This window comes from Streptomyces sp. NPDC045846 (genome assembly GCF_056431605.1).
The window spans coordinates 650,660-674,236 of the sequence record NZ_JBWKKJ010000003.1 but is presented as its reverse complement, the minus strand read 5'-3'; the positions used below and the strand labels follow the sequence as shown (position 1 = coordinate 674,236).

At 71.8% G+C, this 23,577-nt stretch carries 26 protein-coding genes; 14 read left to right on the top strand and 12 right to left on the bottom strand.

What is annotated here, in order from left to right; all coding sequences use genetic code 11:
* The first annotated feature begins 215 nt into the window (after positions 1-215).
* Positions 216-1,208, top strand: a complete 993-nt coding sequence (bla, locus tag AC07F3_RS12125) for a class A beta-lactamase (RefSeq protein ID WP_479113018.1) — start codon at positions 216-218, stop codon at positions 1,206-1,208.
* Between the two features lie 8 nt (positions 1,209-1,216).
* On the opposite strand, the gene AC07F3_RS12120 is transcribed toward bla, so the two are convergent.
* Positions 1,217-1,786, bottom strand: coding sequence for a uridine kinase family protein (locus AC07F3_RS12120; protein WP_479113016.1), 570 nt, complete (start codon positions 1,784-1,786; stop codon positions 1,217-1,219).
* A 200-nt stretch (positions 1,787-1,986) separates the two neighbouring features.
* Here AC07F3_RS12120 and AC07F3_RS12115 point away from each other — a divergent pair, with 200 nt between their 5' ends.
* The 3 genes from AC07F3_RS12115 to AC07F3_RS12105 all read left to right on the top strand — a co-directional run bounded on the left by AC07F3_RS12115 (position 1,987) and on the right by AC07F3_RS12105 (position 4,644).
* The gene (locus AC07F3_RS12115) at positions 1,987-2,316 is read left to right on the top strand and encodes a cupin domain-containing protein (protein ID WP_479113014.1); all 330 of its coding nucleotides are present in this window, start codon (positions 1,987-1,989) and stop codon (positions 2,314-2,316) included.
* A gap of 918 nt (positions 2,317-3,234) precedes the next feature.
* Positions 3,235-3,729 (top strand): hypothetical protein, encoded by a 495-nt coding sequence (locus tag AC07F3_RS12110; protein ID WP_479113012.1) that lies wholly within the window; start codon positions 3,235-3,237, stop codon positions 3,727-3,729.
* Positions 3,730-3,858: 129 nt separating this feature from the next.
* Positions 3,859-4,644: a phosphodiesterase gene (locus tag AC07F3_RS12105; RefSeq protein WP_479113011.1), complete on the top strand. Its 786-nt coding sequence runs from the start codon at positions 3,859-3,861 to the stop codon at positions 4,642-4,644.
* Positions 4,645-4,732: 88 nt separating this feature from the next.
* Here AC07F3_RS12105 and AC07F3_RS12100 read toward each other — a convergent pair whose 3' ends face one another.
* Together AC07F3_RS12100 and AC07F3_RS12095 are read right to left on the bottom strand one after the other, a co-directional pair.
* Positions 4,733-5,791, bottom strand: a complete 1,059-nt coding sequence (locus AC07F3_RS12100) for a hypothetical protein (protein WP_479113009.1) — start codon at positions 5,789-5,791, stop codon at positions 4,733-4,735.
* 256 nt (positions 5,792-6,047) lie between these two features.
* Positions 6,048-6,704 (bottom strand): hypothetical protein, encoded by a 657-nt coding sequence (locus AC07F3_RS12095; protein ID WP_479113007.1) that lies wholly within the window; start codon positions 6,702-6,704, stop codon positions 6,048-6,050.
* Positions 6,705-6,939: 235 nt separating this feature from the next.
* On the opposite strand from AC07F3_RS12095, the gene AC07F3_RS12090 reads away from it, so the two are divergent.
* Positions 6,940-7,125, top strand: coding sequence for a YbbN family protein (locus AC07F3_RS12090; RefSeq protein WP_479113005.1), 186 nt, complete (start codon positions 6,940-6,942; stop codon positions 7,123-7,125).
* A 32-nt stretch (positions 7,126-7,157) separates the two neighbouring features.
* Here the strand turns inward: AC07F3_RS12090 and AC07F3_RS12085 are convergent, their stop codons facing one another.
* Together AC07F3_RS12085 and AC07F3_RS12080 are read right to left on the bottom strand one after the other, a co-directional pair.
* On the bottom strand, positions 7,158-7,946 hold the full coding sequence (locus AC07F3_RS12085) for a class I SAM-dependent methyltransferase (RefSeq protein ID WP_479113003.1): 789 nt from the start codon (positions 7,944-7,946) through the stop codon (positions 7,158-7,160).
* A gap of 56 nt (positions 7,947-8,002) precedes the next feature.
* Positions 8,003-9,166 carry a PP2C family protein-serine/threonine phosphatase gene (locus AC07F3_RS12080; RefSeq protein ID WP_479113001.1) on the bottom strand — a complete coding sequence of 388 codons (1,164 nt, stop codon included), beginning with the start codon at positions 9,164-9,166 and terminating at the stop codon, positions 8,003-8,005.
* A gap of 207 nt (positions 9,167-9,373) precedes the next feature.
* On the opposite strand from AC07F3_RS12080, the gene AC07F3_RS12075 reads away from it, so the two are divergent.
* Both AC07F3_RS12075 and AC07F3_RS12070 read left to right on the top strand, forming a co-directional pair.
* Positions 9,374-10,228: a maleylpyruvate isomerase family mycothiol-dependent enzyme gene (locus tag AC07F3_RS12075; RefSeq protein WP_479112999.1), complete on the top strand. Its 855-nt coding sequence runs from the start codon at positions 9,374-9,376 to the stop codon at positions 10,226-10,228.
* Positions 10,229-10,401: 173 nt separating this feature from the next.
* Positions 10,402-10,767, top strand: coding sequence for a hypothetical protein (locus AC07F3_RS12070; protein WP_479113113.1), 366 nt, complete (start codon positions 10,402-10,404; stop codon positions 10,765-10,767).
* 57 nt (positions 10,768-10,824) lie between these two features.
* Here AC07F3_RS12070 and AC07F3_RS12065 read toward each other — a convergent pair whose 3' ends face one another.
* A complete protein-coding gene (locus AC07F3_RS12065) occupies positions 10,825-12,051 on the bottom strand; it encodes an MFS transporter (protein WP_479112997.1) in 1,227 nt (408 codons plus the stop codon).
* A 409-nt stretch (positions 12,052-12,460) separates the two neighbouring features.
* Between AC07F3_RS12065 and AC07F3_RS12060 the strand changes: the two genes are divergently transcribed.
* Both AC07F3_RS12060 and AC07F3_RS12055 read left to right on the top strand, forming a co-directional pair.
* Complete coding sequence (locus AC07F3_RS12060; RefSeq protein WP_479112995.1) at positions 12,461-13,021, top strand: GNAT family N-acetyltransferase; 561 nt, start codon at positions 12,461-12,463, stop codon at positions 13,019-13,021.
* Positions 13,022-13,262: 241 nt separating this feature from the next.
* Positions 13,263-14,267, top strand: a complete 1,005-nt coding sequence (locus AC07F3_RS12055) for a class I SAM-dependent methyltransferase (protein WP_479112993.1) — start codon at positions 13,263-13,265, stop codon at positions 14,265-14,267.
* A 79-nt stretch (positions 14,268-14,346) separates the two neighbouring features.
* Here the strand turns inward: AC07F3_RS12055 and AC07F3_RS12050 are convergent, their stop codons facing one another.
* Positions 14,347-14,511, bottom strand: coding sequence for a hypothetical protein (locus AC07F3_RS12050; protein ID WP_479112991.1), 165 nt, complete (start codon positions 14,509-14,511; stop codon positions 14,347-14,349).
* Positions 14,512-14,740: 229 nt separating this feature from the next.
* Between AC07F3_RS12050 and AC07F3_RS12045 the strand changes: the two genes are divergently transcribed.
* A complete protein-coding gene (locus AC07F3_RS12045) occupies positions 14,741-15,037 on the top strand; it encodes a hypothetical protein (RefSeq protein ID WP_479112989.1) in 297 nt (98 codons plus the stop codon).
* Positions 15,038-15,081: 44 nt separating this feature from the next.
* Here the strand turns inward: AC07F3_RS12045 and AC07F3_RS12040 are convergent, their stop codons facing one another.
* The gene (locus tag AC07F3_RS12040) at positions 15,082-16,062 is read right to left on the bottom strand and encodes a GlxA family transcriptional regulator (protein ID WP_479112987.1); all 981 of its coding nucleotides are present in this window, start codon (positions 16,060-16,062) and stop codon (positions 15,082-15,084) included.
* Between the two features lie 106 nt (positions 16,063-16,168).
* On the opposite strand from AC07F3_RS12040, the gene AC07F3_RS12035 reads away from it, so the two are divergent.
* Entirely contained in the window at positions 16,169-17,239 is a 1,071-nt protein-coding gene (locus AC07F3_RS12035) for a saccharopine dehydrogenase family protein (RefSeq protein WP_479112985.1), read from the top strand.
* Positions 17,240-17,248: 9 nt separating this feature from the next.
* On the opposite strand, the gene AC07F3_RS12030 is transcribed toward AC07F3_RS12035, so the two are convergent.
* Together AC07F3_RS12030 and AC07F3_RS12025 are read right to left on the bottom strand one after the other, a co-directional pair.
* On the bottom strand, positions 17,249-17,653 hold the full coding sequence (locus tag AC07F3_RS12030; protein ID WP_479112983.1) for a hypothetical protein: 405 nt from the start codon (positions 17,651-17,653) through the stop codon (positions 17,249-17,251).
* A gap of 352 nt (positions 17,654-18,005) precedes the next feature.
* On the bottom strand, positions 18,006-18,923 hold the full coding sequence (locus AC07F3_RS12025) for a MurR/RpiR family transcriptional regulator (RefSeq protein ID WP_479112981.1): 918 nt from the start codon (positions 18,921-18,923) through the stop codon (positions 18,006-18,008).
* Positions 18,924-19,151: 228 nt separating this feature from the next.
* Here AC07F3_RS12025 and AC07F3_RS12020 point away from each other — a divergent pair, with 228 nt between their 5' ends.
* The 3 genes from AC07F3_RS12020 to AC07F3_RS12010 all read left to right on the top strand — a co-directional run bounded on the left by AC07F3_RS12020 (position 19,152) and on the right by AC07F3_RS12010 (position 21,780).
* Complete coding sequence (locus tag AC07F3_RS12020; protein ID WP_479112979.1) at positions 19,152-19,601, top strand: hypothetical protein; 450 nt, start codon at positions 19,152-19,154, stop codon at positions 19,599-19,601.
* Between the two features lie 101 nt (positions 19,602-19,702).
* Positions 19,703-20,365, top strand: a complete 663-nt coding sequence (locus AC07F3_RS12015; RefSeq protein ID WP_479112978.1) for a DUF305 domain-containing protein — start codon at positions 19,703-19,705, stop codon at positions 20,363-20,365.
* Between the two features lie 203 nt (positions 20,366-20,568).
* Positions 20,569-21,780, top strand: coding sequence for a permease (locus AC07F3_RS12010; protein WP_479112976.1), 1,212 nt, complete (start codon positions 20,569-20,571; stop codon positions 21,778-21,780).
* A gap of 130 nt (positions 21,781-21,910) precedes the next feature.
* Here the strand turns inward: AC07F3_RS12010 and AC07F3_RS12005 are convergent, their stop codons facing one another.
* The gene (locus AC07F3_RS12005) at positions 21,911-22,501 is read right to left on the bottom strand and encodes a hypothetical protein (protein ID WP_479112974.1); all 591 of its coding nucleotides are present in this window, start codon (positions 22,499-22,501) and stop codon (positions 21,911-21,913) included.
* Between the two features lie 305 nt (positions 22,502-22,806).
* Positions 22,807-23,478 (bottom strand): TetR/AcrR family transcriptional regulator, encoded by a 672-nt coding sequence (locus AC07F3_RS12000; RefSeq protein ID WP_479112972.1) that lies wholly within the window; start codon positions 23,476-23,478, stop codon positions 22,807-22,809.
* Between the last annotated feature and the right edge of the window lie 99 nt (positions 23,479-23,577).

Sequence of the window (23,577 nt, the reverse complement as noted above, 5' to 3'; positions counted from 1 at the left end):
CCAACGGATCATTGATGTATCAGGATGACAAATGACCAATACGGCACCACCGGTGTCCCGTTCGGGCCTCTTGCGGCGCACTTGTCCGGGCGGATTCCGCGGTCGGTGCGGCCGCCCGGTGACCCTCCTCAGCAGGCGCCATAGGCGGATCGCTATGGCCGTGTTCCGCCCGCGGCTCTTGGACGGCGGCGGGCCGGGCCTGTTCTGCTGAGTCCATGCGAGACCACACGAAACGCCTTGCCTCCCTGTCCCGTTCCCGTACGACGTGGCCTGCCGCGCTGCTCGCCCTCGCCGTCCTCGCCACCGGCACGGCCTCCACCGCTCGGGCGGCCGAGGCCCGGGACCGCGTCGCCGGCGACGTGCCCTCGGTGCTCGCGCCGCTCCCCGCCCGCGGCTCGCACGACGTGGCGGACGAGCTGAGGCGCCTGGAGATGGCACAGCACGTACGGATCGGCGCGTACGCGCTCGACACGGCCACCGGGCGGAGCGTCAGCTACCGCGGCAACGAGAAGTTCCCCTCCCTGTCCACCTTCAAGGCCATGGTGTGCGCCGCCGTCCTCGACCGGGCGCGGCACACGGAGCCGGGGCTGCTGGACAAGGTCGTCCACTGGAAGGCGGAGCAGGAGGTCGCCAACTCACCCGTCACCGCGGGGCAGGGCGAGAAGGGCATGACGGTGGCCCATCTCTGCCATGCGGCCATCACCCGCAGCGACAACACGGCGGGCAACCTGCTGCTCGGCCGGATCGGCGGCCCCCAGGGCATGACCCGCTACTACCGCTCCCTCGGCGACACGGTCTCCCGACTGGACCGCGGGGAGCCCGATTTGAACGTCTGGAAGCCCGGCGAGCAGCGTGACACCACCACGCCCGCGGCCATGGGGCGCGACCTCGCCAGGACCTCCCTGGGCGACGCCCTGGCGCCCGCGGACCGGGCACGGCTGAACAGCTGGCTCCGCGCCACCGTGACGGGGAACGAGCGCATCCGGGCCGGGCTGCCCAAGGACTGGACCGTCGGCGACAAGACCGGCACCAGCGACGCCTACGGCTCCGCCAACGACATCGCCGTCGCCTGGCCGGCATCGGGGAACCCAGTGATCATCGCGATCTACACCAACCACCTGACGGCCGACGCCCCCGCGGACAGCGCCGTGATCGCGAGCACCACCTCGACACTGGTACGCGGACTCGGTGTGCAGCAGCCCCACTGAGGCACCAACTACCGTGTTCCGCCGCCCTGTTGCCGAGCCCCACCCATGGCGGCCGCCCACACATCCGCGGCCAGGGTGTCGGGATCCTTGGTGGCGTCGACGACCAGGTCGCACGAGTGGCGGACCGGCTCGATGTGGCGGTCGTGAGCGTCCCGGCGGTGGTCCACATAGTTCCGCAGGAGCACATCGAGGGGGAAATCCCCGTCCAGGCACTTGCGCCGGATCTTGCGCACCAGGCGCAGGTCGGCCGCCAGGTCGACGAACACGTCGAAGCGGGTGTGGGGCGACCGCAGGCCCATGTGGTGGGCGAACATGCCGTCGACGACGACGTGGGCGGCCGTGGCCAGGGCGGTGTCGACATCGTGGGTGAGGCGCTCGAAGTCCAGCGAGCGGGGATCCCCCACGTCCAGGCGCGGGGTCCCCGTTTCGTCGGGCGCCCACACCCCCCGCTCCGGGGTGGAGAAGTAGTAGTCGTCGCCGTGCAGCACCTGTACGGGAGCCCGGGGCGCGCTCTCCACCAGGGCCGCGGCCAGGGTCGTCTTGCCCGCGCCCGCACCCCCGGTCAAGGTCAGCAGCATCCGGTCCTCCCCACTCGTCGCGAGCGTCGAGGATCGCACGGCGCGGGCGAGGGGGGCGTGGGGTGGGTGCGGCCGCACCCCGGACCGCCTTCCGGCGCGTCCCGGAGTGCTGCGGGGCCGCGGTTCTGTCAGGGTCGGCCTCATACGTCCCCCCGGCGCTGCGGCGCGGCACCCTTCGTACAAGGAAGTGAGAGCAAGGCATGGAGAAGTTCTCCCTGGAGGCAATCGCCCGCGCTCAACTGAACGCCGCCCGGGAGGCGGAAGCCGGGCGCAGCGCGTCCACGGTGATCGGCGGCCACGAGCGCGTCCTGCGGCAGACGGTCCTGGCGCTCACCGCGGGGAACAAGCTCGGCGAGCACGGCCTGGGCGGGGAGGCCACACTCCTCGTGTGGTCGGGCCGGATCCGGCTCGTGTCCGGCGCGGACACCTGGGAGGGCCGTGACGGCGACCTGCTGACCGTGCCCGGCACGGCCCACACGGTGGAAGCCCTGGAGGACTCGACGTTCCTGCTGACCGTGGCGATGACCTGACCCCGCCGCACCCCACCCGCCTGTAGTCGCGGTACGCCCGAACCCGCCGAACTGACCGCCGTCCGGGAGTCGTGCGACACCTACCTCTGACTATGTACTCGGCGAGCGGGGTGAGCGTCTCGCCCCGCGGGGTGAAGCCGTCGTCGAAGAGCTGCTGCACGTTCTCGCGGGTGTCGCCCCGCCAGAGCGTGTTGGAGTCGTCGCGCCACTGCCAGTTCTCGTCCTCAGCGGCCTGCCGATGGCCGGGGCGATGAATGGGGAGGTGGTGGTGCGCCACCAATCCGACGAACGGAACGGGCCGACAGGTCCGCACGGCCCGGTGTCGGGCGCCTGCGCGCGTGCCGTCGTCGCGCGGTGGTCGGTCGCGTCGGCGGGCGCGGCGACGGTCAGGGAGGCGGCGGCCAGGGACGTGGCGGCGAGGACATGCAGAGCGGTCTTCAACATGGCGGAACAGTCCATCTGTTGATCGACAGGACGGGCCCCTTTCCAGCGGCCGCGGATCATGAAACGCCCGGAATCGGCACGGGCTCACCCCCACGGGGGAAACGGTCCTACCGGCTGTGCGGGGCATCCCGTCCCCGAGCCGTCCCGGACGGTGTGGGCCCAGACCCGGGCCCCTCGCCGTCGTATGTGGGGGGGGGTGCCCCCACTTCCGTCAGCCTCCGTGTGGCCGCGTCCCGTCTTCTCCGCCATAGGGGTGGGCGGCCGCCCTCCATTACGGGGTGGCCCGCAGAGGGCCCTGACATCGCGCCGACCGCGCTTCGTCCGTGCGGGCGATGGATGTGGGGCCGCGGTGGCGGAGCCTGGGAATGGCCGCACAGGGGGCCGCGGAAACCGTCCCGCGAGAGGCGCGTGGCCCGCCCGCACGCCGCTCGTCGCGGCCGTCGTCCATCGGAAGAGAGAAGAGAGGGGCCCTTCATGAACGCCGCCCGGAGCTCGCACTCCGCATCCGCCCCCGTTTCCGCGGAACACCCCATCCACCCGCACAGTCAGGCGGCCTTCCGCGCCACGAAGCTCCTTCTCGGGGGCTACCTCGGCATCAGCGTGCTCACGTTGCTGGCCATCGTGCTCCTGCGCGACGACTCCGCGGACGTGAACTCAGCCGTATGGGTCCGCGGCACCATCGTGGTGGTCAGCGCCCTGGTGACGTACCTGTGTGCCGTCCGCGCGGCTCGCGGCTCGCGCTCGGCGTATCGCCGACTCCGGGTCATCTCCGGCGTCATGGTGGTGGCCATCGTGGCGATCATCGCGCTCCCCGGCACGTTCCCGGTGTGGATGAAGGCCGAACAGGGGCTCTGCGGAGCTCTGTTGATCGCCGTCGTCGCTCTGGTCAACGGCAGTCGTCTGCGGTCGCTGTTCGCTCCAAGTGAGCCGGAACCGACTTCTGTTCGCCCCAACGAACAGGATTGGTAGGCACGTTGGGGTATCGGTGCCCAGTGGGGTAACCCCGCCTCATGGGGTAACCCGGCCTCGTCGGATGGCACGGCTTTCGCCCTGAGCGTGATCGGTTGTGGCCTGATCGGGTGGGGGAAGCCTGCGGGTATGACCCCGGCCATCGCGCACCTCAGTGACCCGCACCTCACATCCGGCCCGCTGGCAGGCGCACGGGCCGAGGCGCTGAGCCGGGCCCTCGCCCGCGTCCTCGCGCTCGATCCGCGACCGGACGCCGCGGTGATCACGGGAGATCTCGTCCACCGCGGCCGCGCCGAGGAGTACGCGGTGCTGCGCGAGGTGATCGACGGGTTTCCGCTGCCGCTGTATCTGGCCGCCGGAAACCACGACGACCCCCAGATGCTGCGGGAGGCTTTCGGCGGCACCGCGTTCTTGGGCGGATCGCACGACACCCACTATGCGGTGGAGCACGCCGCTTTCACGATCACCGTCCTGGACTCGAAGGTGCCCGGCTCTCCCGGCGGACGATTGGGGGGCGGCCAACTCGCCTGGCTGAGCAAGGCACTTGGCCGTCGGCCCGACACCCCGGCCCTCGTCTGTCTGCACCATCCGCCGATCCCGGTGGGGATCCCCTTCCTGGACGCCATGCGGCTGGCCGACGGCGACGCTCTGGCCGAGGTGGTCGGGCGTCACCCGCAGGTCGTGCGCGTTCTCACGGGCCACGTCCACCGGTCCGTCACCGCCGAGTTCGCGGGCGCCACCCTGGCCATCGCCCCCAGCACCCATCTCCAGAGCGGACTGGCCCGCCACGGCGAGGTCCCCCACTACCGTGCCGAGCCCACCTCATTCCTCCTTCATGTGTGTGCGGGGCCCACATGGGTCACCCACACCATCCCCGTCAGTCATACGAGCGCCCCGCTGGCCGCCTGGCACTGAGGACCGCGACGGCAGCCCCACTCCTCGCCGCCGTCTTCCGACACCCCCTTGCGTTGCCGCGCGCGGCGACGCGGGCGAGAGAGACAGGTCAGGAAGTGAAGCCGATGTGCACATGGTCGTGGTGGGTGTCGTCGGAGAAGAACTGGTTCGCCGTGGCTCCGCCCGACAACTGCACGGGGCCGCCGACGTTGTAGGACCCGGCCGCGGCGGCGGCCCGCATGAAGGTGGTGATCAGCGTGCGGGAGGTCGCCGGGTCGACGACGGCGTGGCCGTCGATGCGCCAGACGTCGAAGGCGCGGCCGAGCGGATGGTCGCTGGGGCGGTCGGTACCGAACACGTCCAGCGGGTGCCCGGAGCGTACGACGCTGACCGACAGCCGGTAGTCGCCCGCGAGTTGCAGCATCGCGCGCAGCACGCTGTCGTGCACGGCGCCGCTGCGGATGTCGGCGGCCGAGGCGGGCGGCAGCTCGATCCTGGACTGGGCGAACACCTCCCGCGCGGCCGCGCCCAGGGCCGTGGCGGGGCCGGGCGCGGCGGGGTGCAGGGCGGTCACCTTCCAGCCGGCGGAGGTGCGGCTGAGCCGTACGTCGACCGTGGTGCCCCCGGGGTGGACGACCGAGCCGAGCAGGGTGGGCTGGTCGCAGACCACCAGAACGCTAGCCGTGTCGGACAGGATGCCGCCGTACTGGGCGTCGATCACCCGGACGACCGCGGCATCGGCGGTCGGCCTCAATGAGCCCGCCTGGGCGGCCAGTTGAGCCGTCGGAGTGGTGGAGACGCCCAGCGCCGCGGCCCGGGCGGCGGCCGCCTGCTCGCTGCCCTGCCCGGCCGGCCACGTACCGAGCGCTTCCACGACCCGGACGGCGGCGAGCTTGGCCGCGGGCTCGATCTCTCCGGGGCCCGGTCGCCAGGGAATGGCCTTCGGTAGGGCGGCCCGGGGGCGCTCGGCGTCGGACGGCGAGCCGGAAGCCTGCGGAGCCGCACCCGGCGAACGCGAACCGGCGGAGGGGGACGAGGAGGCGGACGGCGTCCTCGCGCCGCCCGAACAGCCTGCGGCGCCCATGCACCAGGCCGCCGTGCCGAGCAGTACCGAACGGCGGGCGAGGGCTCCGGGTGGGGGGTTGCGGGGCGGGGGAAGCGGGACCATGACCGGCTCCTCGGACGCGCGGCGGTACGGAACGCCGCCAGTATCCGCCCCTCGCCCCTGCCCAGTGGCGCACCTCGCCGGGCAGGGACGGCCGGATCCACCCCCGGCGACGGCAGCGGCCCCAAGGGCCCCGGTGTGCTGAAGTCCCAGGGGGCGGGCCGCTCGCGCCACAAGGACCACATACATGCACCACACCCCGCGCCGCACGAGGCGACGCGGGGTGTGGTGCTGCCCTACGAGTGGGGCCCGAACCGTGTTACTTCCAGGTGATGCCCTTGCCGAGGGTGAAGGGGTCGCCCCAGTACTCGGCCGATGTCACCTTCGTCGCGGCGGACGGCGCCAGGGCCACCGCGCAGCCGGTCTGGGTGTGGCCGTTGGTGAAGCCCTTGGGCAGCGAGTCGCTCGGGCACTTGTCGAACGACCCGATGACCATCAGGTCCTGGGCCTCGGTGCCGTCCCCGAGGAGGCCCTTGATGTGGCCCACCGACGCGTAGGCGAGGTCGGTGGTGCCGGTGTTCTTGATCGAGTACCGCACGTAGTAGGGGACTTTCCCCTTCACCTGGTCGCCCAGCTTGAGCGGCGCCAGATCGCCGGGCTGGCCCTGGTCGATCGAGGTGACGGTGAGCGCGATGGTGCCCTTGGTGGTGGTTCCGTAGCTGAACGGAATCTGCGCCGCCTCACCTATCTTGAAACTCTGGCCCGCCTGGGCCATGCCGGCGCCCCCGCCCGTGCCGCCGCCTCCGGCAGGGGCGGACGCGCTGGGCTGCGCCGGCTGGCTTGGCTGGCTCGACCCGGCGGCGGGAGGATTCGAGGTCTTTCCGCCATCGCCCTTGTCGTCGTTGTTCTGACAACCGCTCAGGGCCAACACCCCGACGACCGCCACGCCGATGGCACCGTATGTGGTCCGTCGCACGCCGAAACTGCTCACTGTTCTCCCCCATGCATGACTGTGGACCGTCAAAAGCGATCTCTGTGATCACACTTCTTAATACGTGAGCATCGGCGTCCGCCAGCCTCGTCACCGTTCCATGACCTGCCCAATACGGAAGCGAAACGCGTTCGTCGCCGCGCATCGGCCGGGCCGGAGCGGCCGGGGAGGTGCGGGGCCGTCGGCGGGTGCCCGGCGGGCCGCCCCCGGTACCCGGGTGATGATGGAGGCGCGTGCCGCTTACCAGTGCCCCCTGCACCGGACACGCTGCCCGGGCCCGGTTCAGCGCTACGGCGTCACGGCCGCGCCCTCCGTCGTCCTGATCAAGGACGGAGAGGCGACGGCGGCCGAGACCGGTGCGATGGACCGGCTCGCGTTGCGGGACTTCATCGAGCGCAACCTCTGAGACACCGCCACGACGGTGGGGGCGTCCGAGGGTCAGTCCCGGATCGCGACCGTCACCACCAGGGGCGGGAGCCGCCGTTCGGCCGCCCAGTCGCGGCTGCGCACATGGTCCGGGTCGGCGATCTCTTCCGCTTCGTCCGGCGTCGGGTGGTGCTGGGCGGGAACGGTGAACCCGGCACGCTCCAGGAGGGCGCGCATCGTGGCCGGGGGCCAGGCGTGGTTCGGCATGGTCTGCCAGGTGCCGTCGGTCCGGCGCAGCCGTACGGTCATGGGCTGTCCCGGGCGGTAGGCGACGCCGGGCTCGCCCACCCGCAAGGACGCGTACGCGACGCCGCTCGCCGCGGGGTCCGTGGTGAGCAGGACGAGTGGCGCTCCGGGCCGCAGCAGCCGGTGGATCTCGCCGAACACGTCGAGGACGGTCCGCTCGTCGGGCAGTGACGCCAGGACGTGGTTGCACATCGCGGCGTCCGCACAGCCGTCGGGCAGTGCGTCGGCCCGGCCGTCCGTGACCAGGTGGTACTCGGCGCCGGGAGTGCCCTGTCGGCGGGCCAGGGCGAGCATGTCGGGGGAGGTGTCCACGCCGATGATCCGCATACCGAGCCGCCGGGCCGCGTGATCGGCGACGCGGCCGGGCCCACAGCCGAAGTCCAGCAGAACCCCGCCCGCCCCGCCGTGGTCGGCCAGGGCCCGGAAGACGAAGGGATAGCCGAGCAGCCAGTCGGTGGCCGCGTCCACCGAGGCGAACGCCCGGGCACCCTCGCGGCCGGACCAGGCCCGCCCGCCCTCGGGAGCAGGCTCCTCGCGCGCTGGTTCCTGCGGCATGCCTTCTCCCGCCTCTCGGATGCGTCCGCTGCACAGGTTTCCCCATCATCAGGTCCCTACAGGCGGGGCGCACCCCGCTCGGCGGGTGGCCGGAGCCGTTCGATAGCGACCATCGCGGCATCGTCACCCAGCGTCCCGCCGGGGGTGTGGGCCAGGAGGTCGTCGCGCAGATGGCTCAGCAGGGCGCGGGGGCCTGAGCCGCGCCAGGCGGCCGCGCGTTCCGCCAGCGGATAGAAGGCGCCCGACTCGTCGCGGGCTTCGAGGACGCCGTCGGTGTAGAGGAGCAGGATGTCGCCCGGCTCGAAGGTGAAGCCCTGCGGGGCGAGCGGGGAACGGGCGAGGTCGGCGAGGCCCAGGGGCGGCGACGGATGATCGACCTCCAGGGGGACGACCCGGTTGCCGCGCAGCAGCAGGGGCGGCGGATGGCCGCAGTTCACGATCTCGAAGGCCTGGCCCAGGTCGGGGATGTCGAGCAGGGCGGCGGTGATGAACGCCTCGCTGCGGTCGTCGAAGGGCGGGTCGGCATCGGCACCACCGTCCCGGTGGGCGTGGTCCAGGTCCGGAGCGACCGCGCGTTCCAGATAGCCGACAAGCCCCGGCAGGTCGGCCTCCTGGTGGGCGGAGGCCCGGAACGCGCCCAGCACCAGTGCCGCGTCCCCGACCGCCTCCAGCCCCTTGCCCCGTACGTCACCGATGATGAGCCGGGTGCCGTGGGCGGTGCGGGCGGCGGCATACAGGTCGCCGCCGATCTGCGCGTCCGCCGCCGCGGCCAGGTACACGCTCGCCAGCCGCAGCGGTCCGAGGTGCTCGCGCAGCGGCCGCAGCACGACCTGCTGCGCGGCCTCGGCCACCGATCGCAACTGCACCAGCTCCTTCTCGTGCACCTCGCGCAGATGGGCGAAAACCGTCACGAACACCGAGATCAGGACCAGGGTGATGATCTGGAAGGTGTGGTTGAGGTCGGTGACACTGCCGCGCACCATCGCGACGACCACCTGCGCCAGCACCGCCACGGCGCCGATGAACCCCGTGGTGCGGGGCCCGGCGAACGAGGCCGTGACGGCGGGAGCCGCCGCCAGGAAGGGGCCGAGGTGCACGTCGGGCGGGGCGAGCACATCCCCCGTCGTGACGAGCGCGATCATCGCGAACGGCACCGCCAGCAGTGCGTGACGTGCCGCCGGGGAGCGGTGGCGGGCCGGACGCAGGGCCTGAAGATCCATCACTCCTGAATACACCGCCCTGCGTCCCACACACGGCACGCCTGGCCGAATGGGGTCCGACCACACCGCACCAGAGGCAACCCGGGTCCTCCGGCCGACCGTGCTCGGAGCACACTGATTCCGGCAGACGGTGGAGGGGGAGCGCTCTGGGCGTGATCCGGCCCGGTCTGCCGGACCGTAGGAGCACAACGGAGAAGGTGCGCACACATGGGCAGCGAGACGGGCAGTGGGATGGGCAGCGAGAAGGAGAGCGACATGGGCCGGGACGGCACGCACGGCTCGCGCTGGGCTTGTGCCCCGGCGACCCACTGCGACGCGGTGATGGCCGAGACCGCGAAGTTCGTGGCGGTCGTCCAGGACGCCGACCTGGCGACACCGGTGCCGAGCTGCCCCGGCTGGACCCTCGTCGACCTCGTCCGGCACACCGGAAGCGTGCAGCGCGCGTTCTCCGGGCTGCTGCGGAACCGGGTTCAGGAGCGCCCCCTGAGCCGGGACGTGGAACTCGACCTGCCCGCGCACGACTCCGGCTACCCCGCCTGGCTGACGGACAGCTCGCAGGTGGCGGACCAGGCGTTCGCCGACACCGACCCGAAGGCCGCGATGTGGGTGTGGGGAGCAGATCCGCACGCCCGGTTCTGGATGCGGCGCATGCTGTTCGAGACGCTGGTGCACCGGGTCGACGCGGAACTCGCCCTGGGCCTGCGGCCCACGATCGATCCCGCCCTCGCGGTCGACGGGGTGGACGAGTTCCTGGTCAACCTGCCGTTCGCCGCCCCCTTCGCCCCCAAGACCGCCCACCTGCGCGGCGACGGCGAGACCCTTCGCTTCCGCTGCACCGACCGGGCCGGTGAATGGCTGATCCGCCTTCGCCCCGACGGTTTCGGGCTCGACCAGAACCCCGCGGACAACACGGACGCACACGCGGCGGACGCCACCGTCGAGGGGGCCGCGGCCGATCTGCTCCTGCTGATGTACGGACGCCTCGGCCCCGGCTCGGAGGCGTTCGCGACGTCGGGCGACGACGACCTGCTCATGCGGTGGGTCGCCAACTCCGAGTTCTGACAGCCGGCGGCTCCGCCCCGTGCCGCGCACGGCACGCGTACGCAACCCGGCGCGGGGCCGAGTCTGTTCGCAGGATCAAGGCGCTGGATCCTCACCCGAGGGGATGGGAGTGTGGTGTGCCGACATGGGGGCTGATCGTCGAGGTGACGGTGGGCACGGCCGATCGCAAGCACATGGAGGCATATGTGCTGGCGCATGTGGAGGGGGAGCGCGAACAGGCCCTCGCGGAGTTGGAGGGCCGGGCTCGGCGTTTCACCCCCGAGCATCCACGCAACCCGAAGCGCCGCCGGCTCTTTCGGGACGGTGACGGCTTTGTGCTGGTCGTCGACGGCTCCTGGCAGTCCTACAGCGCCCGGTTCACCGTGGCCGAGCTGCTGGAGGACAGCGCCGCCCCGCCGAAAGGCGAGCAGGCGCCGCCCTCGGCACCCACGGAAGCCGCACCACCCCCGCCACGCGTTCCCCCGGCCCTTCCGGAACCCAGGGACGCGGACGGGGTCCCGGTGAAGCCCGCGTGGCTGGGCCGTACGGATCTGCCCTGAAAGCCCGGGCTCCGGGTGAGGTGCCAACTCGCCCCCGCGGAAAGGACGTTGGGGCCGTCAGGCGCGCTGCTCGCCGTCGGGCCACGAAAGCCGCCGGGTGTGGTGGGCGCACACGACAAGAACCATCAGTACGGCGGCCACACCACCCAGGACCATGACGGTCGAGGGCGAGGAGCGGTCGAGAACGACGCCCCCCGCCAGGGCCCCGACGGAGAAGGTGGCCTGGAACGACGCGGTGAACAGGACGGAGGACGCCTCCGGTGCGTCGGGGGCGGCCTTCGCGAACCAGGTCTGCGAGCAGACGGGCACCGCTCCGTAGCCGGCGCCCCAGACGGCCAGCAGCGTCACGGCCCCCGGAGCCCACCGTCCCACCACCGGGAACAGCAGAGTGGCTCCCGCGATCATGGCGGCGGCCACCACGAAGGTGAGGCGCGGACGGCGGGCGGCGAACGCGCCGCCGACGAAGTTGCCCGCGATGCCTGCCGCTCCGTAGATGAACAGGAAGACCGTGATGTGTTCGTGGCCCACATGGGTCACCCGCTCGAGGAAGGGCGTCACATAGGTGTAGGTGCCGAAGTGGGCGAGGACGATGAGGAACGTGGTTCCCAGGGCGAACCGGGTGCCCGCGCCGCGGACCATGCCGCCGAGCGCCGTCAGGCGGATCGGCCGCATCGCGGGGAGCGGCGGAACGGTCAGGAGCATGAGCGCGAGGACGCCGAGGGTGAAGAACCCCGTGACGAGGAAGGCCGTGCGCCAGCCCGCGAGATCCCCGATGAAGGTGCCGAGGGGCACCCCGAGCACCGAGCCCAGCGGGACCGCAGCGAAGATCACCGAGGTCGCCCGGGCCGCCGACCGCGCGGGCACCAACCGGGCGGCGAGGCCGGCGCCGATGGACCAGAACCCACCGATGGTGACTCCGACCATGACCCGGGACACCAGGACGAGCCAGAAGCTCGGAGCCGTCGCCGCAAGGAAGTCGGCCAGCGCCAGCAGCAGGACGAACGCCCCCAGCATCAGACGCCGGTCGACGCGGCCGGTCGCCACGGTGACCAGAGGAGCCGCCACCGCCGCCAGGAAACCCGGCATGGTCATCATCAGTCCGGCCATGCCGTCCGAGACAGTGAAGCTGGACCCGATCGACGTCAGCAGGCCGATGGGCAGGATCTCGGTGGTGACGATGGAGAAGATCCCCAGCATCACGGACACCACGGCCAGCCAGGAGAGGAGCGGTGATCGAGCGGAGGGTGGGGTGGGCGTCGGGGAAGCGACGGTGGCTGTCGGCATGAAACCTGCCCCTGTTGTGTGGGGCCACCACATGGGTGACCGCGGCGTGGGGCACCACCTGTCGGTGTCGACCCCTGATCGGCGTGAAGGACCACTCCAGCAGGGCATTGGCGCGGTCTCTGGCGGATCTGCGACACCACTGGGAAGACGACGGGTGATGTCGCGTTCTCGCGAGGGGTGTGGGTTCGACACACTGAACCCGGGCCGTAGCAGGCTGAGTTGGCCCACAGGGGAGCAACCGCACATGCCTCGCCCTACGCAACCCCTGTGCCGCGCAGAGGGCGACACCACAGGGACCCCGGGAGGCACCGGGGCCCCAACGCCCCAGGCAGGCCATGGACCTCAGGGGGGCGCAGGACCGCGTGAGAGGATCTGCGCCGCAGACCGACCGAGACCGTGGAGGGTGTGGATGTACGCGATGTCCCTGGGCGAGGACGGCGCCGAGCTGGGCCCGCTCGAACCGTGGCAGGCCAAGGAGTTCCTGGACCATGTGGACCGGGGGCGGGAGTTCATCGGGCGGTACAACGGGCTTCCGGACGTCGTGACCGACCTCGCGTCGAGCCGGTCGTTCCTCCAGGCGTACGCGGACCGGGCGGCGGCCGACACCGGGCGCCTCTACGGCATCCGGGCGGGCGGCAGGCTGGTCGGCGCGGTGCTGTTCCGGAGGCTGGACCTCGCGCAGGGTGTGGCGGAGGCGGGCTGCTGGCTGGAGCCGTCGGCGGTGGGCCGGGGCCTGGTGACCCGGGCCATGCGCGCGATCATCGACTGGGCCGTGGAGGAGCGGGGCGTCCACCGGGTGGAGTGGTGGGCCTCGGCGCAGAACAAGCCCAGCATCGCCGTGGCCCGACGCCTGGGCATGACCAGGGACGGGGTGCTGAGGGAGAGCTACCTGTACCGGGGTGAACGGCACGACGAGGAGATCTGGTCGGTGCTCGCACCGCAATGGCGGGCGGCCAAGCGGCTTCCCTGAGCCCGCAAGCCCTCGGAGCGGCCCCCGACCGCCGGGCCTCCGCCCCCTGATCGCCGGAGCCGCGTCGCCCCGAGCCCCTGGCGCTCCGGGGCCCGTCCGCCCCCCAACCTGTCGCCTCCGCACGAAGGCGGCGCGAGCCACTGAACAGCGGGCCGATCCGGCTTGCCGGTCGCTGGGCGTCGTGCTCCAGTGAAGGAAAGGCGACGAGGCAGCCGTGCCCGGCCCCGCGGTGTGGAGCGACATGAACGACGAGCAGGCGCAGCCGTCTCCCGAACGCATCATGCGGATCGCGACGGGGAACTGGGCCGCCAGCATCCTGGCGGCGAGCACGATCCATTCGCTCTTCGGGCACCTGGAGAACGGCGCGAGCAGCACCGAGCAGGTGGCCGAGGCGGCCGGACTCAGCACCCGGGGCGCCCAGGCGCTGCTCGACGGGCTGGTCGGACTCGGCCTGGTCGACCTGCGCGACGGCGCCTACCGCAACACGCCCGAGGCATCCGCCTTCCTCGTCGAGGGACGGCCCGCCTACCTCGGCGGCTTCGCCAAGGTGCTGTTCCAGGACATGGAGCGCCGTTCCGACCTCCCCGAGGTGGCCCGGACGGGCATCCCGGTGGCCAAGGACACCGCCGACGTGGCCGAGAACGCGTACTGGGAGGAGCTCGTCCCCGCGATCGCCCCGCTGTCGGTGCCCTCCGCGATGGCCGCCGCCGAAACGCTCGGCCTGGCCCGGGCCGGCGCGATCTCCATCCTCGACGTCGGGGGCGGGTCGGGCATCTACTCGGCGGTCTGGCTCGGCATGAACCCCCAGGCCCGTTCGACTCAGATCGACTGGGGCAACGTCAACCGGATCGCGGCGCGCTTCGTCGCGGAACGCGGTGTGGGGGACCGCTTCCGTACGGTCGACGGCGACTTCCACACCTGCGACTTCGGGACCGCCGAGCACGACATCGGCGTGTACTCCCACCTCGCGCACCAGGAGAGCCCGGCCGACAACGTGGCCGTCTTCCGTAAGTTCCGCGGCGCCCTCAAGCCGGGCGGGTCCCTGGTCGTCAACGACTTCGTGGTGGACGACGACCGGTCGGGGCCGCCGTTCCCGCTCATCTTCACCACGACGATGCTGCTGCAGAGCGCACATGGCCGCACGTGGACCCAGCACGACTACCGGACGTGGCTCACCGAGGCGGGCTTCACCGACGTCTCCTTCCAGCACACCGAGTCGCCCGCGACGCTGGTCCTCGCCCGATAGGCGCGAGAGCCCGCGTGCGGGCGACGGGTTCAACAGGTTTGATCTGAACAGGAGTTGCTCAACAGGCCGGATGTGGAACCTAGTTGTGCCCGAACTTCCGCGGCTGCTTGTGGGAGACCTCGGGGGTCGGGTGCGCGGTCTGCGACGTGGCGGGGGTCGTCTGCTCCTTGACCTCGGACGTGGTGCTGCGGTCATGGCCGCCCGTGCGTGCTCCCCGGTTCTGGCGGGTCTGCTTCTTGCTCATGGTGGTCGCCCCCTGGTGGGCAGGTCGGAGGTTGAGCACTTCCACGCTCGCACGCGCCTGTGGAGATCGCATGTCGGGTTGGGCGCCGCGCGGAGGCCCGGCGTGGGGCGCGTTGGGGGCGGGCGGCCGCACCTCCGTACGCCTGTGACGGCACGTAGTTGAGCGCATACGGTGAGTCGCGACGGCGGATCGCGTGAGACGTGTCTGCGGCGACGGAAGGGGTACGGGCATGGTGCGGCGCATGGTGAGGGTGCTCGGCGGGTGCGTGGCGGCCGCGGCGCTGGTGTGGGGGGCGCCGAATAACGCGTACGCGGCTCAAGGGCTGCTGATCATTGACGGGGCGGCCCACCAGAATCCGAGCGGCTGCTTCCCCCTGGGGGACTTCGCGCCGTCCGTGGTCACCAACCAGACGGACGCGATCGCCGAGGTCCGGTCCGGGCCCGGTTGCACGGGGCGGGTCGACTGGTTGATCTACCCCGGTGAGACCTACCACCCGCACGGCAGCCGGAGCGTGTTCGTCCTCTGAACCTGGCGTCCCTCGGGCCGAATGGGCGCTCGGCCCGAGGGACGTCAACGCATGCCGAACGTGCGTCGGTAGGCCTCGGGCGGCAGGCCCGTGACGCGGGCGAAGTGTCGGCGCAGGGTGGCGGACGTGCCCATGCCGGTGCGCGCCGCGATGCGCTCCACGCTGTCGTCGCCCGACTCCAGCAGTTCCTGGGCCAGGCGCACGCGCTGGCTCAACAGCCAGCGCAGCGGCGAGGTCCCGGTGACAGCATGGAAGTGCCGGGCCAGATTGCGGCTGCTCATGGCGGCCTGCCGGGCCAGGTCCTCCACCGTGAGGGGCTGGTCGAGGCGGTCGAGCGCCCAGGGCAGCAGTTCGGCGAGCGGATGGTCGCGGCCGTGGGTCACCGGCGCCGGAATGAACTGGGCCTGGCCGCCGTCGCGGTGCGGCGGCACCACGAGGTGGCGGGCGAGCGCGTTGGCCACCGTCGCGCCGTGATCGCTGCGGACGATGTGCAGACACAGGTCCATCCCGGCGGCCTTGCCCGCGGAGGTGAGCACACCGTCCTCGTCGGTGAACAGGACCCCGGCGTCCACCGCCACCTTCGGATAGCGCGCCGCGAGCAGGTCCGCATGGGCCCAGTGCGTGGTCGCGCGGCGGCCGTCGAGCAGCCCAGCCGCGGCCAGGACGAACGCCCCGGTGCACAGGGAGACGATGCGGGCGCCGGCGGCGTGCGCGGCCCGCACGGCGTCGACGAGTTCGCCCGGCGGGTCCCCCTCGATGTCGTCCTGGGCCGGGACGATGACGGTGTGCGCGGCGGCGAGGCCGTCGAGGCCGTGGGTGGTGTCGGCCCGCAGCCAGCCGCCGACCCGGGCCCGCCGGGAGCCGCACACGCGGAACGAGTACCAGGGATCGACGAGTTCGCTGTGGTCGGTTCCGAACACCTCGCAGGCCGCCGCGGCCTCGAAGAGCATGCTGCCCTCGGCGACGGCGAGCGCCACCGTCCGGCCGCCCGACGTCGCCGGCGTGATCAGGTCCCCAACGGTCATGTCCGAAACTGTACGCCCCTCGTCATTCCGGCCGCTGGTGACCGGGTGAGCGGGCCCCGCATCATGGCGTGCACACCCACTCACCAGCAGCATCCGGGAGTCCACGATGAGTTCCGCACCGTCCGCCCTGCCCGCCCCGCGCACCGGCACCTGGCCCGACCGGCGGCCCGTCGCCGTCATGGGCGCCGCCGGCCACACGGGACGCTTCGTCGTGAGGGAGCTGGTGAGCCGGGGCGCGAGCGTGGTGCTCGTCGGCCGCGACCGGGCCAAGCTCGAAGGCCTCGGCGCGCTCGCCCCCGACGCTCCGCTGCGCGTCGCCTCGACCGAGGACGCGGCCTCCCTCGACCGGGCCCTCGACGGCACCTCGGGGGTCGTCAACTGTGCGGGGCCCTTCCTCGCGACCGCGCTCCCCGTCGCCCAGGCGGCCCTGCGCGCGCGGCTGCCGTATCTGGACGTCGCCGCCGAACAGGCCGTCACGGCCGCGCTGTTCGACACGTACGACCAGCGGGCCCGTGAGGCGGGCATCGTCCTCGCGCCGTCGGTCGCCTTCTACGGGGCTCTCGGTGACCTGCTGGCCACCGCGGCCCTGGGGGACTGGACGGAGGTGGACGAGGTGGTCCTCGCGTACGCCCTCGACAGCTGGCTGCCGACCCTCGGCAGCAGGCTCACCGGCAAGAGCAACGCCGGGCAGCAACTCGCTTTCACCAAGGGCACGTTGGGGCCGTTCGACTACACCCCGCAGGAGTTCTCATGGGAGTTTCCTGAGCCGTTCGGGACGCAGGACGCGGCCCCGTTCGCCACGGCGGACCAGGTGACCATCCCGCGCCACGTACGGACCCCCGAGGTGCGGGCGGTCATGAACCTCGCCCCGCTGCGTGACGTGCGGGACGCGACCACACCCGAGCCCGTTCCCGCCGACAGCAGCGGGCGTTCGGCGCAGACCTTCCTCGTCGAGGCGGCCGTACGCAAGGGTGACGAGACGCGGCGCGCGGTCGCGGGCGGGCGGGACATCTACGCGGTCACGGCGCCGCTCGTCGTCGAGGCCCTCGCCCGCGTCCTCGACGGCCGGGTCCGTGCGACGGGCGTGGTCGCCGTCGGGGAGGCCTTCGACGCCGCGGACTTCCTGCGCGCGCTGACGCCCGGCCATCTCTCCCGTCTCGACCTGCCCGCCGTGTAGGCGCCGGGGTCACCTTCGCGGGACGTGGGTCCTGCGCGGTGGGAGGCCGTCGTCCATGAGCGCCTCCATGACGAGCCGGACTCCGCGGGCGAGGCGGCCCAGCTGTTCGAGTTCCATCGCGTACATCCTGATGGTGTTCTCGATGACGGCCGGGGCCACGCCCAGGGTGGGCAGTTCGGCGCGGCTGGTCTGGAGGGCGACGCGCACCGCGCGGATCTCGTGCTGCACCTGGATCTGGGCGTGCCGCGCGAGCAGGACGTGGTGGCGGATGAGGGGTGAGTAGCCGGCGTAGCGGGCCGGCAGCAGGTCGCGCAGCCAACGGGTGGCGGTGCGCTCCCAGTCACGGCTTCCCGGGGATTTGACCTGGCAGGGCCAGTCCGGGCTGAGCGTGGTGGTGGGGGCCGTAGAGGGCATTCTCGTCGCTTCCGATGGTTGTCGAACTCTGATCGAGAGGTGGGGGCGGCCCCGGCCCAGGGGTTGGCCGGAGCCGCCACGGGCGTTCCACCGGATCCGACAGCCTGGATCGGACACCAACGTGATGAGAGGAGGGGGAGCATCACGCCGGGTGTTCGTTCTCAGAGGGACTGGGGGTCGCTCTTGTTGGCATGGGCAGATCGGTGGCCGCCACGGCTCAGTAAACATATATACCGTTGAGTAAACAAGGGTATGAAAAAATTCATGCGCGCTTCACGTGTGAAGATCTTGCGCAGCGCCCGGGGCGAATCAGGCCCTGAGGGAAGAAACGGAAAATCCCGTCCGGCGGTGCCTAGAGGAAGAAGCCGTGCTTGTCGGCGGCCTGCTCGTACTCCTCGAGCCGCGCCTGCGTGCGCTCGGGGTCGGCGTCGGCCATCGCCTGGAGGAGCGCCGCGGCCAGCACTCCGGGCGCCGCGTACGAGTCGAAGACCAGCCGCGAGCCGGTGCCCGCGGTCAGCGCCACGTCGGCCTCGTCCACGAGCGGGCCGAGCGTGGTGTCCGTGACCAGCGCGATGCGCAGCCCCGCGCTGCGGGCCGCCCGCAGCGCGGCCAGGGTCTCCTTGGCGTGCCGGGGCATGGCGAAGGCCAGTACCCAGGTCCCGCCCGCCGAGCGGGACTGCAGCAGGGCGTCGTAGGCGACGCTGCCGCCGCGCGTCACGAGCCGCACATCGGGATGGATGCGCCGGGCCGCGTACGCGAAGTACTCCGCGAGGGACACCGAGATCCGCAGCCCGAGAACCGTCAGCGGCACCGAGAGCGCCAGCTCCCGGCCGATTTCGAGGACCTGGGTGGTGTTGGCGACCAGGCGGCGTACGTGCTCCAGGTTCTCGATCTCGGCGTCCACCGCCGCCTGAAGCTCGTTGTGGCGGCTCTCCTCGCGCCCTTCGGGGGTGCCCGCGACCGCGCTCAGGGCGATCGGCTGGAGCACCTCCCGCAGCGCGGGATAGCCGCTGTAGCCGAGCGAGGCGGCGAAGCGGGTCACCGACGGCTGGCTCACGCCCACCCGTTCCGCGAGCTCGGTGATCGAGAGGAAGGCGGCGTCGGTGAGGTGATCGATGAGGTACTGGGCGATGCGCCGCTGCCCGGGGGAGAGGCGGTGACCGTCGAACAGCGCGCGCACCCGGTCGCCCGGGGCGCGCTCGCGGTCCGAGGGCTCCCCGCTCGGCGTGATCGCGGCCGACTGGGCGCGTACCTGCTGCCCCGATGACACCGGCGGGCCTCCTTCTCGTGCCACGTGTGCTCAAAACATAGCTCACCCTTGTGGCGGACCAGCCCAAATTCCACCACTGACCTGGTCACTTCGGGGAGCGCTCTCGTGGTGGGGCCGGTGACCGCGTACGGCCCCGCCCGGGGTGGGGGCGCTCCGGCGGACACCCGGTGGGGGTATCGTCGGGCCCGGACGCAGGAGTCGTAACGAGCGAGAGGTGGCCGAGCAGCCGTGGACCGCGGGCGCACGCGCAGGCCGGAACCGTCCCGGCTGCTTGTGCTGTGCGCCGTCCTGTTCGGGCTGTTCTCCATGCACGGTGCTCCGGCCGGCGCCGCCGCGGGCTGCCACGGCGAGATGTCCATGACAGCCGCCATGAGCGCGCCCGGGGCGATGCCCGCGGCCGCGCCCACGAGCGCCGGCCGTGCCATGGCGCAAGAAGCGCGCGGCGGCCTGCGCGCCGCGCCCGTCGCCGCGGGAATGAGCGGCGAACTCTGCGTGTCCACCCCCGCTCGGGAACGGTCGCCGTTGGGCGCGACCGGGCTGCTCGCCGTGCTCGGTCTGGTCGTCCTCGTCGTGTGGGGTCTCGGCGGGCGTCGCGCGGCCCTGCTCCGGGCGGCACGGCGTGGACCGCCGCGCACGGGCAGAACCCTGCTCCTTCAGGTGTGCGTCGCGCGGACGTGACAGGCGCTGCCGGGTCCGGCCCTTCCGGGCCCAACCCGGCCGAGCGACCTGCCCGTTCGCGTGCCCCGACAGGGGCGCGTCCACCTGGAAAGAATTCTTCGATGTCCGTTTCGCTCACCTCCGCTGCCCGCCGCCGCGCGCTCGCGGCCGCCGGCACTGTCCTCGCCCTCACCCTGGCTCTGGCGGCCTGCGGTCCCTCCGGCGGATCCCGGTCCGCCGACCCGGTCACTCCCGGAACGAACCACGGGCCGAGCGGTGCCCCGTCCCGAGGCGGCGCCTTCAACGACGCCGACGTGACGTTCGCGCAGCAGATGATCCCGCACCACCAGCAAGCCCTGGAGATGGCCGGGCTCGCCGACGGCCGTGCCGCGGATCCCGAGGTCAAGACCCTGGCCACCGCCATCGAGAAGGCTCAGGACCCCGAGATCAACACGATGAAGGCCTGGCTGACGTCGTGGGGCAAGCCGCTCCCCTCGGCCTCCTCCTCGATGGGCGACATGCCCGGGATGCACCACGGCTCCTCCGGCATGGCCGGGATGATGTCCGATCAGGACATGAGTGACCTCAAGTCGGCCAAGGGCAAGGACTTCGACCGGAAGTTCACCCGGCTGATGATCGGCCACCACCAGGGCGCCGTCACCATGGCGAAGGACGAGCAGAAGAACGGCAGCAGCCCCGAAGCGAAGAGGCTCGCGGGCAACGTCATCGCGGCGCAGAACGCCGAGATCGAGCAGATGAACAAGATCCTGGACCGGCTCAAGTGACCGACGGCAGGTGCCAAGCGACAGACCGCAGGCGCCGCATGACGGCCGACAGCCGACAGATGACAAGTAGCAGGTAACAAGTAGCAGGTAACGAGTAGTAGGTAACAAGTAACAGGTGACCGATGGCCGCTGGCCGATGTCGGCTGGCGGCTGTCGGTCGCCGCCAGTCGACAGTCGGCAAGTACCCAGGGGAAGGCCCGCGCATGGACGCCGTACTGCATGCCCTGCGTATCACCGGTTCCATGACCTGGGAGATCACCTGGGCCCTGGTCCTCGGCTTCGCCCTGTCCGCTGTCGTGCAGGCGGTGGTGCGCAGATCCACCGTCGTCGCCCTGCTCGGCGACGACCGGCCGCGCACCCTGGCCCTGGCGGCCGGGCTGGGTGCTGCCTCGTCGTCCTGCTCGTACGCCGCGGTCGCGCTCGCGCGCTCGCTCTTCCGCAAGGGGGCGAACTTCACCGCGGCGATGGCATTCGAGATCGCCTCGACCAACCTCGTCGTCGAACTGGGTGTGATCCTGGCCCTGTTGATGGGCTGGCAGTTCACGGCGGCCGAGTTCGTCGGCGGACCGGTCATGATCGTGCTGCTCGCGGTGCTCTTCCGGCTTCTGCTGCGCGAGGGACTGCTCACCCAGGCGCGCGAGCAGGCCGAGCGCGGTGTGGCCGGGTCAATGGAGGGCCATGCCGCGATGGACATGTCCGTACGGAAGGAGGGCTCGTTCGCCGGGCGGCTGTTCTCCGCCGAGGGGTTCACCTCCACCGCCCACGTCTTCGTCATGGAGTGGGCGGCCATCCTGCGGGATCTCGTCATCGGCCTGGTCGTCGCGGGCGCGATCGCCGCCTGGGTACCGGACTCCTTCTGGCGTACGTTCTTCTTCGACGGGCACCCGCTGGCGTCCAGGCTCTGGGGCCCGCTGATCGGACCGCTCGTCGCCATCGCCTCGTTCGTCTGCTCCATCGGCAACGTGCCGCTGGCGGTGGTCCTCTGGAAGGGCGGCATCAGCTTCGGCGGAGTGGTCGCGTTCATCTTCGCGGACCTGTTGATCCTGCCGATCCTCGCCATCTACCGGAAGTACTACGGCGCCCGCATGGCCGCCTTCCTGCTCGGCGCGTTCTACCTGGCGATGGTGATCGCCGGGTATGTCGTGGAGTTCGTCTTCGGGGGCCTTGGACTCGTGCCCGACCGGAAATCGGCGACCATCCCGATGGAGGGCGTCTCCTGGAACTACACGACGTGGCTGAACATCGTGTTCCTGCTGGTCGCGGCCGCCCTGATCGTGCGCTTCTTCCAGACCGGCGGGGGAGCGATGCTCCGCATGATGGGCGGATCTCCCGACGGGGGCACGGGGGAGGGGAGCGGTTCGGGCTCGCACGGCGGGCACGGACACGACCCGTCGGAGCACGGGCGTAAGGATTGATCCGCCGGACCGGAGGAAGTACCGAGCCCGGGTCCCCCGTTCGGTGAGCCCTGCCCACCGACGACCGCACCGGACGTGCGCCGGTTGTGAAGCGTGCTGCTCCCTTGTCGGCGAAGCGACAAGATGCCGTTCAGCGGCGGGACTTGGCGTTGCGGCGGCGGAGTGCCAGGGCGATGCCGACTCCCGCGGTGACGGAGAGCGCGCCGAGGGCGATTTCCACGGTGTCGCCGTGCGTGGTGCTGCCGCCCAGGCCCGCGTCGACACCCGACGTGGGTGTCCGGGGTGGTGCCGCAGTCGTACGCGCCGACGGCGTGGCGGGGCGCGAGGTGGGGCTCGCGGTGATGGTGAGCGGGGCGGTGACCACGGCGTTGGGGTTGGAGCCGCAGGCGAAGCTGATCGTCGCCACGCTGCCGGATTTGAGGCCGGGAGAGACGGCGGCCGTGCCGACGAGGGCTCCGTCGGCACCCGGCTTGAGGTCGGTGGCCTCGATGGGGGTTCTGCCCGTGGTCCCGTTGCCGACCAACTCCCCTTCGGCCCGTCCTCCCTGGCTGGGGTCGTCGCAGTCGCGCAGGGTCAGGGTGATGGTCTGGCCGGGGGTCGCCGTGGCGGGGCTCACCGTGGCGTTGGGTCCCGCGCTGCCGGCGGCGACGGCGACGGGGGCCGTCAGGACGAGCGCGGCGCCGCCCAGGAGGGCTGCGCTGGGTATGCGGAGTCGGCGCATGGTCGCGTTTCCTGTTCCACCGCGGCCGACGGGTGTGTGCCGATGGGGACGGCCGCGGTCCATCGGACCCGACGCTAAGCGGGGTCGCTCCCGGGCGCGATTCCGGCTAGGCCAACGGGAGGCGGGACACCAGTGCGCATGGTCCCCAGAGGGCGCCGCGGGGCCACCCGGGCAGGTGTCGCGGCCGGTCGGGGGCCGACCGCGACGGGCCGCGCGACGAGCGCTCTGCCCTCCGGTCGGCGCGTACCCCGCCGGTCGGTGCGAAAGGGGGGAGCACCGGATTCCGCGGCGGCCCGCCCCGCGAGCTACTCGGTGCCGCGCTCCGGGCCCGGCCTCGGGGTGCGGTGGGTGACCGGGGCCGGGCTCAGGATCAGGGGCAGATATACGTCGTCCACGATCTCCGTGAGAACCTCGTCGTCCACCGGGGCGCCGAACATCAGGAAGTGGTTGCGCAACAGGTCGGTGGCGACCGAGGCCCGCCGCGAGGCCAGGACCCACGGTTCGACCTCGCCGCGCTCCACCGCCCGTTCCAGGACGACCTGGATGGTGGACGGGCCGACGGTGTGGACCCGCTGCCGGATCAGCTCGGCCAGTTCGGGGTCGCGCGTCATCTCGCCGAGCAGCCCGCGCATGAGGTCGCCGAGGGGGCTGGCCATTTTGGCGGACAGCTGCCGCATCAGGCCCAGCACGTCCGCACGGAGTTCGCCGGTGTCGGGAAGCCCGACGTCGGAGATCTTGCCCAACTTGCAGGCGTCCACGACCAGTTGGGCCCGGCTTGACCACCGGCGGTAGACGGCCGCCTTACCGGTGCGGGCCCGGCTCGCGACCCGCTCCATGGTCAGGGCGGCGTAACCGACCTCGGCGAGTTCATCCAGGGTCGCCAGCAGAATGGCGCTTTCCAGCTCCTCGCCGCGGCGGCGGGGCCCTTTGCGGTGGTCAGCGGGTGGTTCGGTGGCCGCACCGGCGCTGCTGGGCACCCATGCCTCCCGAGTGTGTCCGATAGGGGCCGTTGCGTTCTCTATGGGGACAGCCTAGCCTCTCGCTTAGAGAACTGTCCGTTCTTTAAACGGCTGAGG

Bases quoted from the DNA above. Each gene is read 5' to 3' on its own strand.
- AC07F3_RS12005 (WP_479112974.1), bottom strand. From the start codon at position 22,501: ATGCGCCGACTCCGCATACCCAGCGCAGCCCTCCTGGGCGGCGCCGCG.
- AC07F3_RS12045 (WP_479112989.1), top strand. From the start codon at position 14,741: ATGGTGCGGCGCATGGTGAGGGTGCTCGGCGGGTGCGTGGCGGCCGCG.
- AC07F3_RS12010 (WP_479112976.1), top strand. From the start codon at position 20,569: ATGGACGCCGTACTGCATGCCCTGCGTATCACCGGTTCCATGACCTGG.
- bla (WP_479113018.1), top strand. From the start codon at position 216: ATGCGAGACCACACGAAACGCCTTGCCTCCCTGTCCCGTTCCCGTACG.
- AC07F3_RS12120 (WP_479113016.1), bottom strand. From the start codon at position 1,786: ATGCTGCTGACCTTGACCGGGGGTGCGGGCGCGGGCAAGACGACCCTG.
- AC07F3_RS12070 (WP_479113113.1), top strand. From the start codon at position 10,402: ATGGAGGCATATGTGCTGGCGCATGTGGAGGGGGAGCGCGAACAGGCC.
- AC07F3_RS12115 (WP_479113014.1), top strand. From the start codon at position 1,987: ATGGAGAAGTTCTCCCTGGAGGCAATCGCCCGCGCTCAACTGAACGCC.
- AC07F3_RS12030 (WP_479112983.1), bottom strand. From the start codon at position 17,653: ATGCCCTCTACGGCCCCCACCACCACGCTCAGCCCGGACTGGCCCTGC.
- AC07F3_RS12040 (WP_479112987.1), bottom strand. From the start codon at position 16,062: ATGACCGTTGGGGACCTGATCACGCCGGCGACGTCGGGCGGCCGGACG.
- AC07F3_RS12035 (WP_479112985.1), top strand. From the start codon at position 16,169: ATGAGTTCCGCACCGTCCGCCCTGCCCGCCCCGCGCACCGGCACCTGG.
- AC07F3_RS12085 (WP_479113003.1), bottom strand. From the start codon at position 7,946: ATGCCGCAGGAACCAGCGCGCGAGGAGCCTGCTCCCGAGGGCGGGCGG.
- AC07F3_RS12015 (WP_479112978.1), top strand. From the start codon at position 19,703: ATGTCCGTTTCGCTCACCTCCGCTGCCCGCCGCCGCGCGCTCGCGGCC.
- AC07F3_RS12090 (WP_479113005.1), top strand. From the start codon at position 6,940: ATGATGGAGGCGCGTGCCGCTTACCAGTGCCCCCTGCACCGGACACGC.
- AC07F3_RS12050 (WP_479112991.1), bottom strand. From the start codon at position 14,511: ATGAGCAAGAAGCAGACCCGCCAGAACCGGGGAGCACGCACGGGCGGC.
- AC07F3_RS12065 (WP_479112997.1), bottom strand. From the start codon at position 12,051: ATGCCGACAGCCACCGTCGCTTCCCCGACGCCCACCCCACCCTCCGCT.
- AC07F3_RS12060 (WP_479112995.1), top strand. From the start codon at position 12,461: ATGTACGCGATGTCCCTGGGCGAGGACGGCGCCGAGCTGGGCCCGCTC.
- AC07F3_RS12105 (WP_479113011.1), top strand. From the start codon at position 3,859: ATGACCCCGGCCATCGCGCACCTCAGTGACCCGCACCTCACATCCGGC.
- AC07F3_RS12075 (WP_479112999.1), top strand. From the start codon at position 9,374: ATGGGCAGCGAGACGGGCAGTGGGATGGGCAGCGAGAAGGAGAGCGAC.
- AC07F3_RS12080 (WP_479113001.1), bottom strand. From the start codon at position 9,166: ATGGATCTTCAGGCCCTGCGTCCGGCCCGCCACCGCTCCCCGGCGGCA.
- AC07F3_RS12110 (WP_479113012.1), top strand. From the start codon at position 3,235: ATGAACGCCGCCCGGAGCTCGCACTCCGCATCCGCCCCCGTTTCCGCG.
- AC07F3_RS12100 (WP_479113009.1), bottom strand. From the start codon at position 5,791: ATGGTCCCGCTTCCCCCGCCCCGCAACCCCCCACCCGGAGCCCTCGCC.
- AC07F3_RS12055 (WP_479112993.1), top strand. From the start codon at position 13,263: ATGAACGACGAGCAGGCGCAGCCGTCTCCCGAACGCATCATGCGGATC.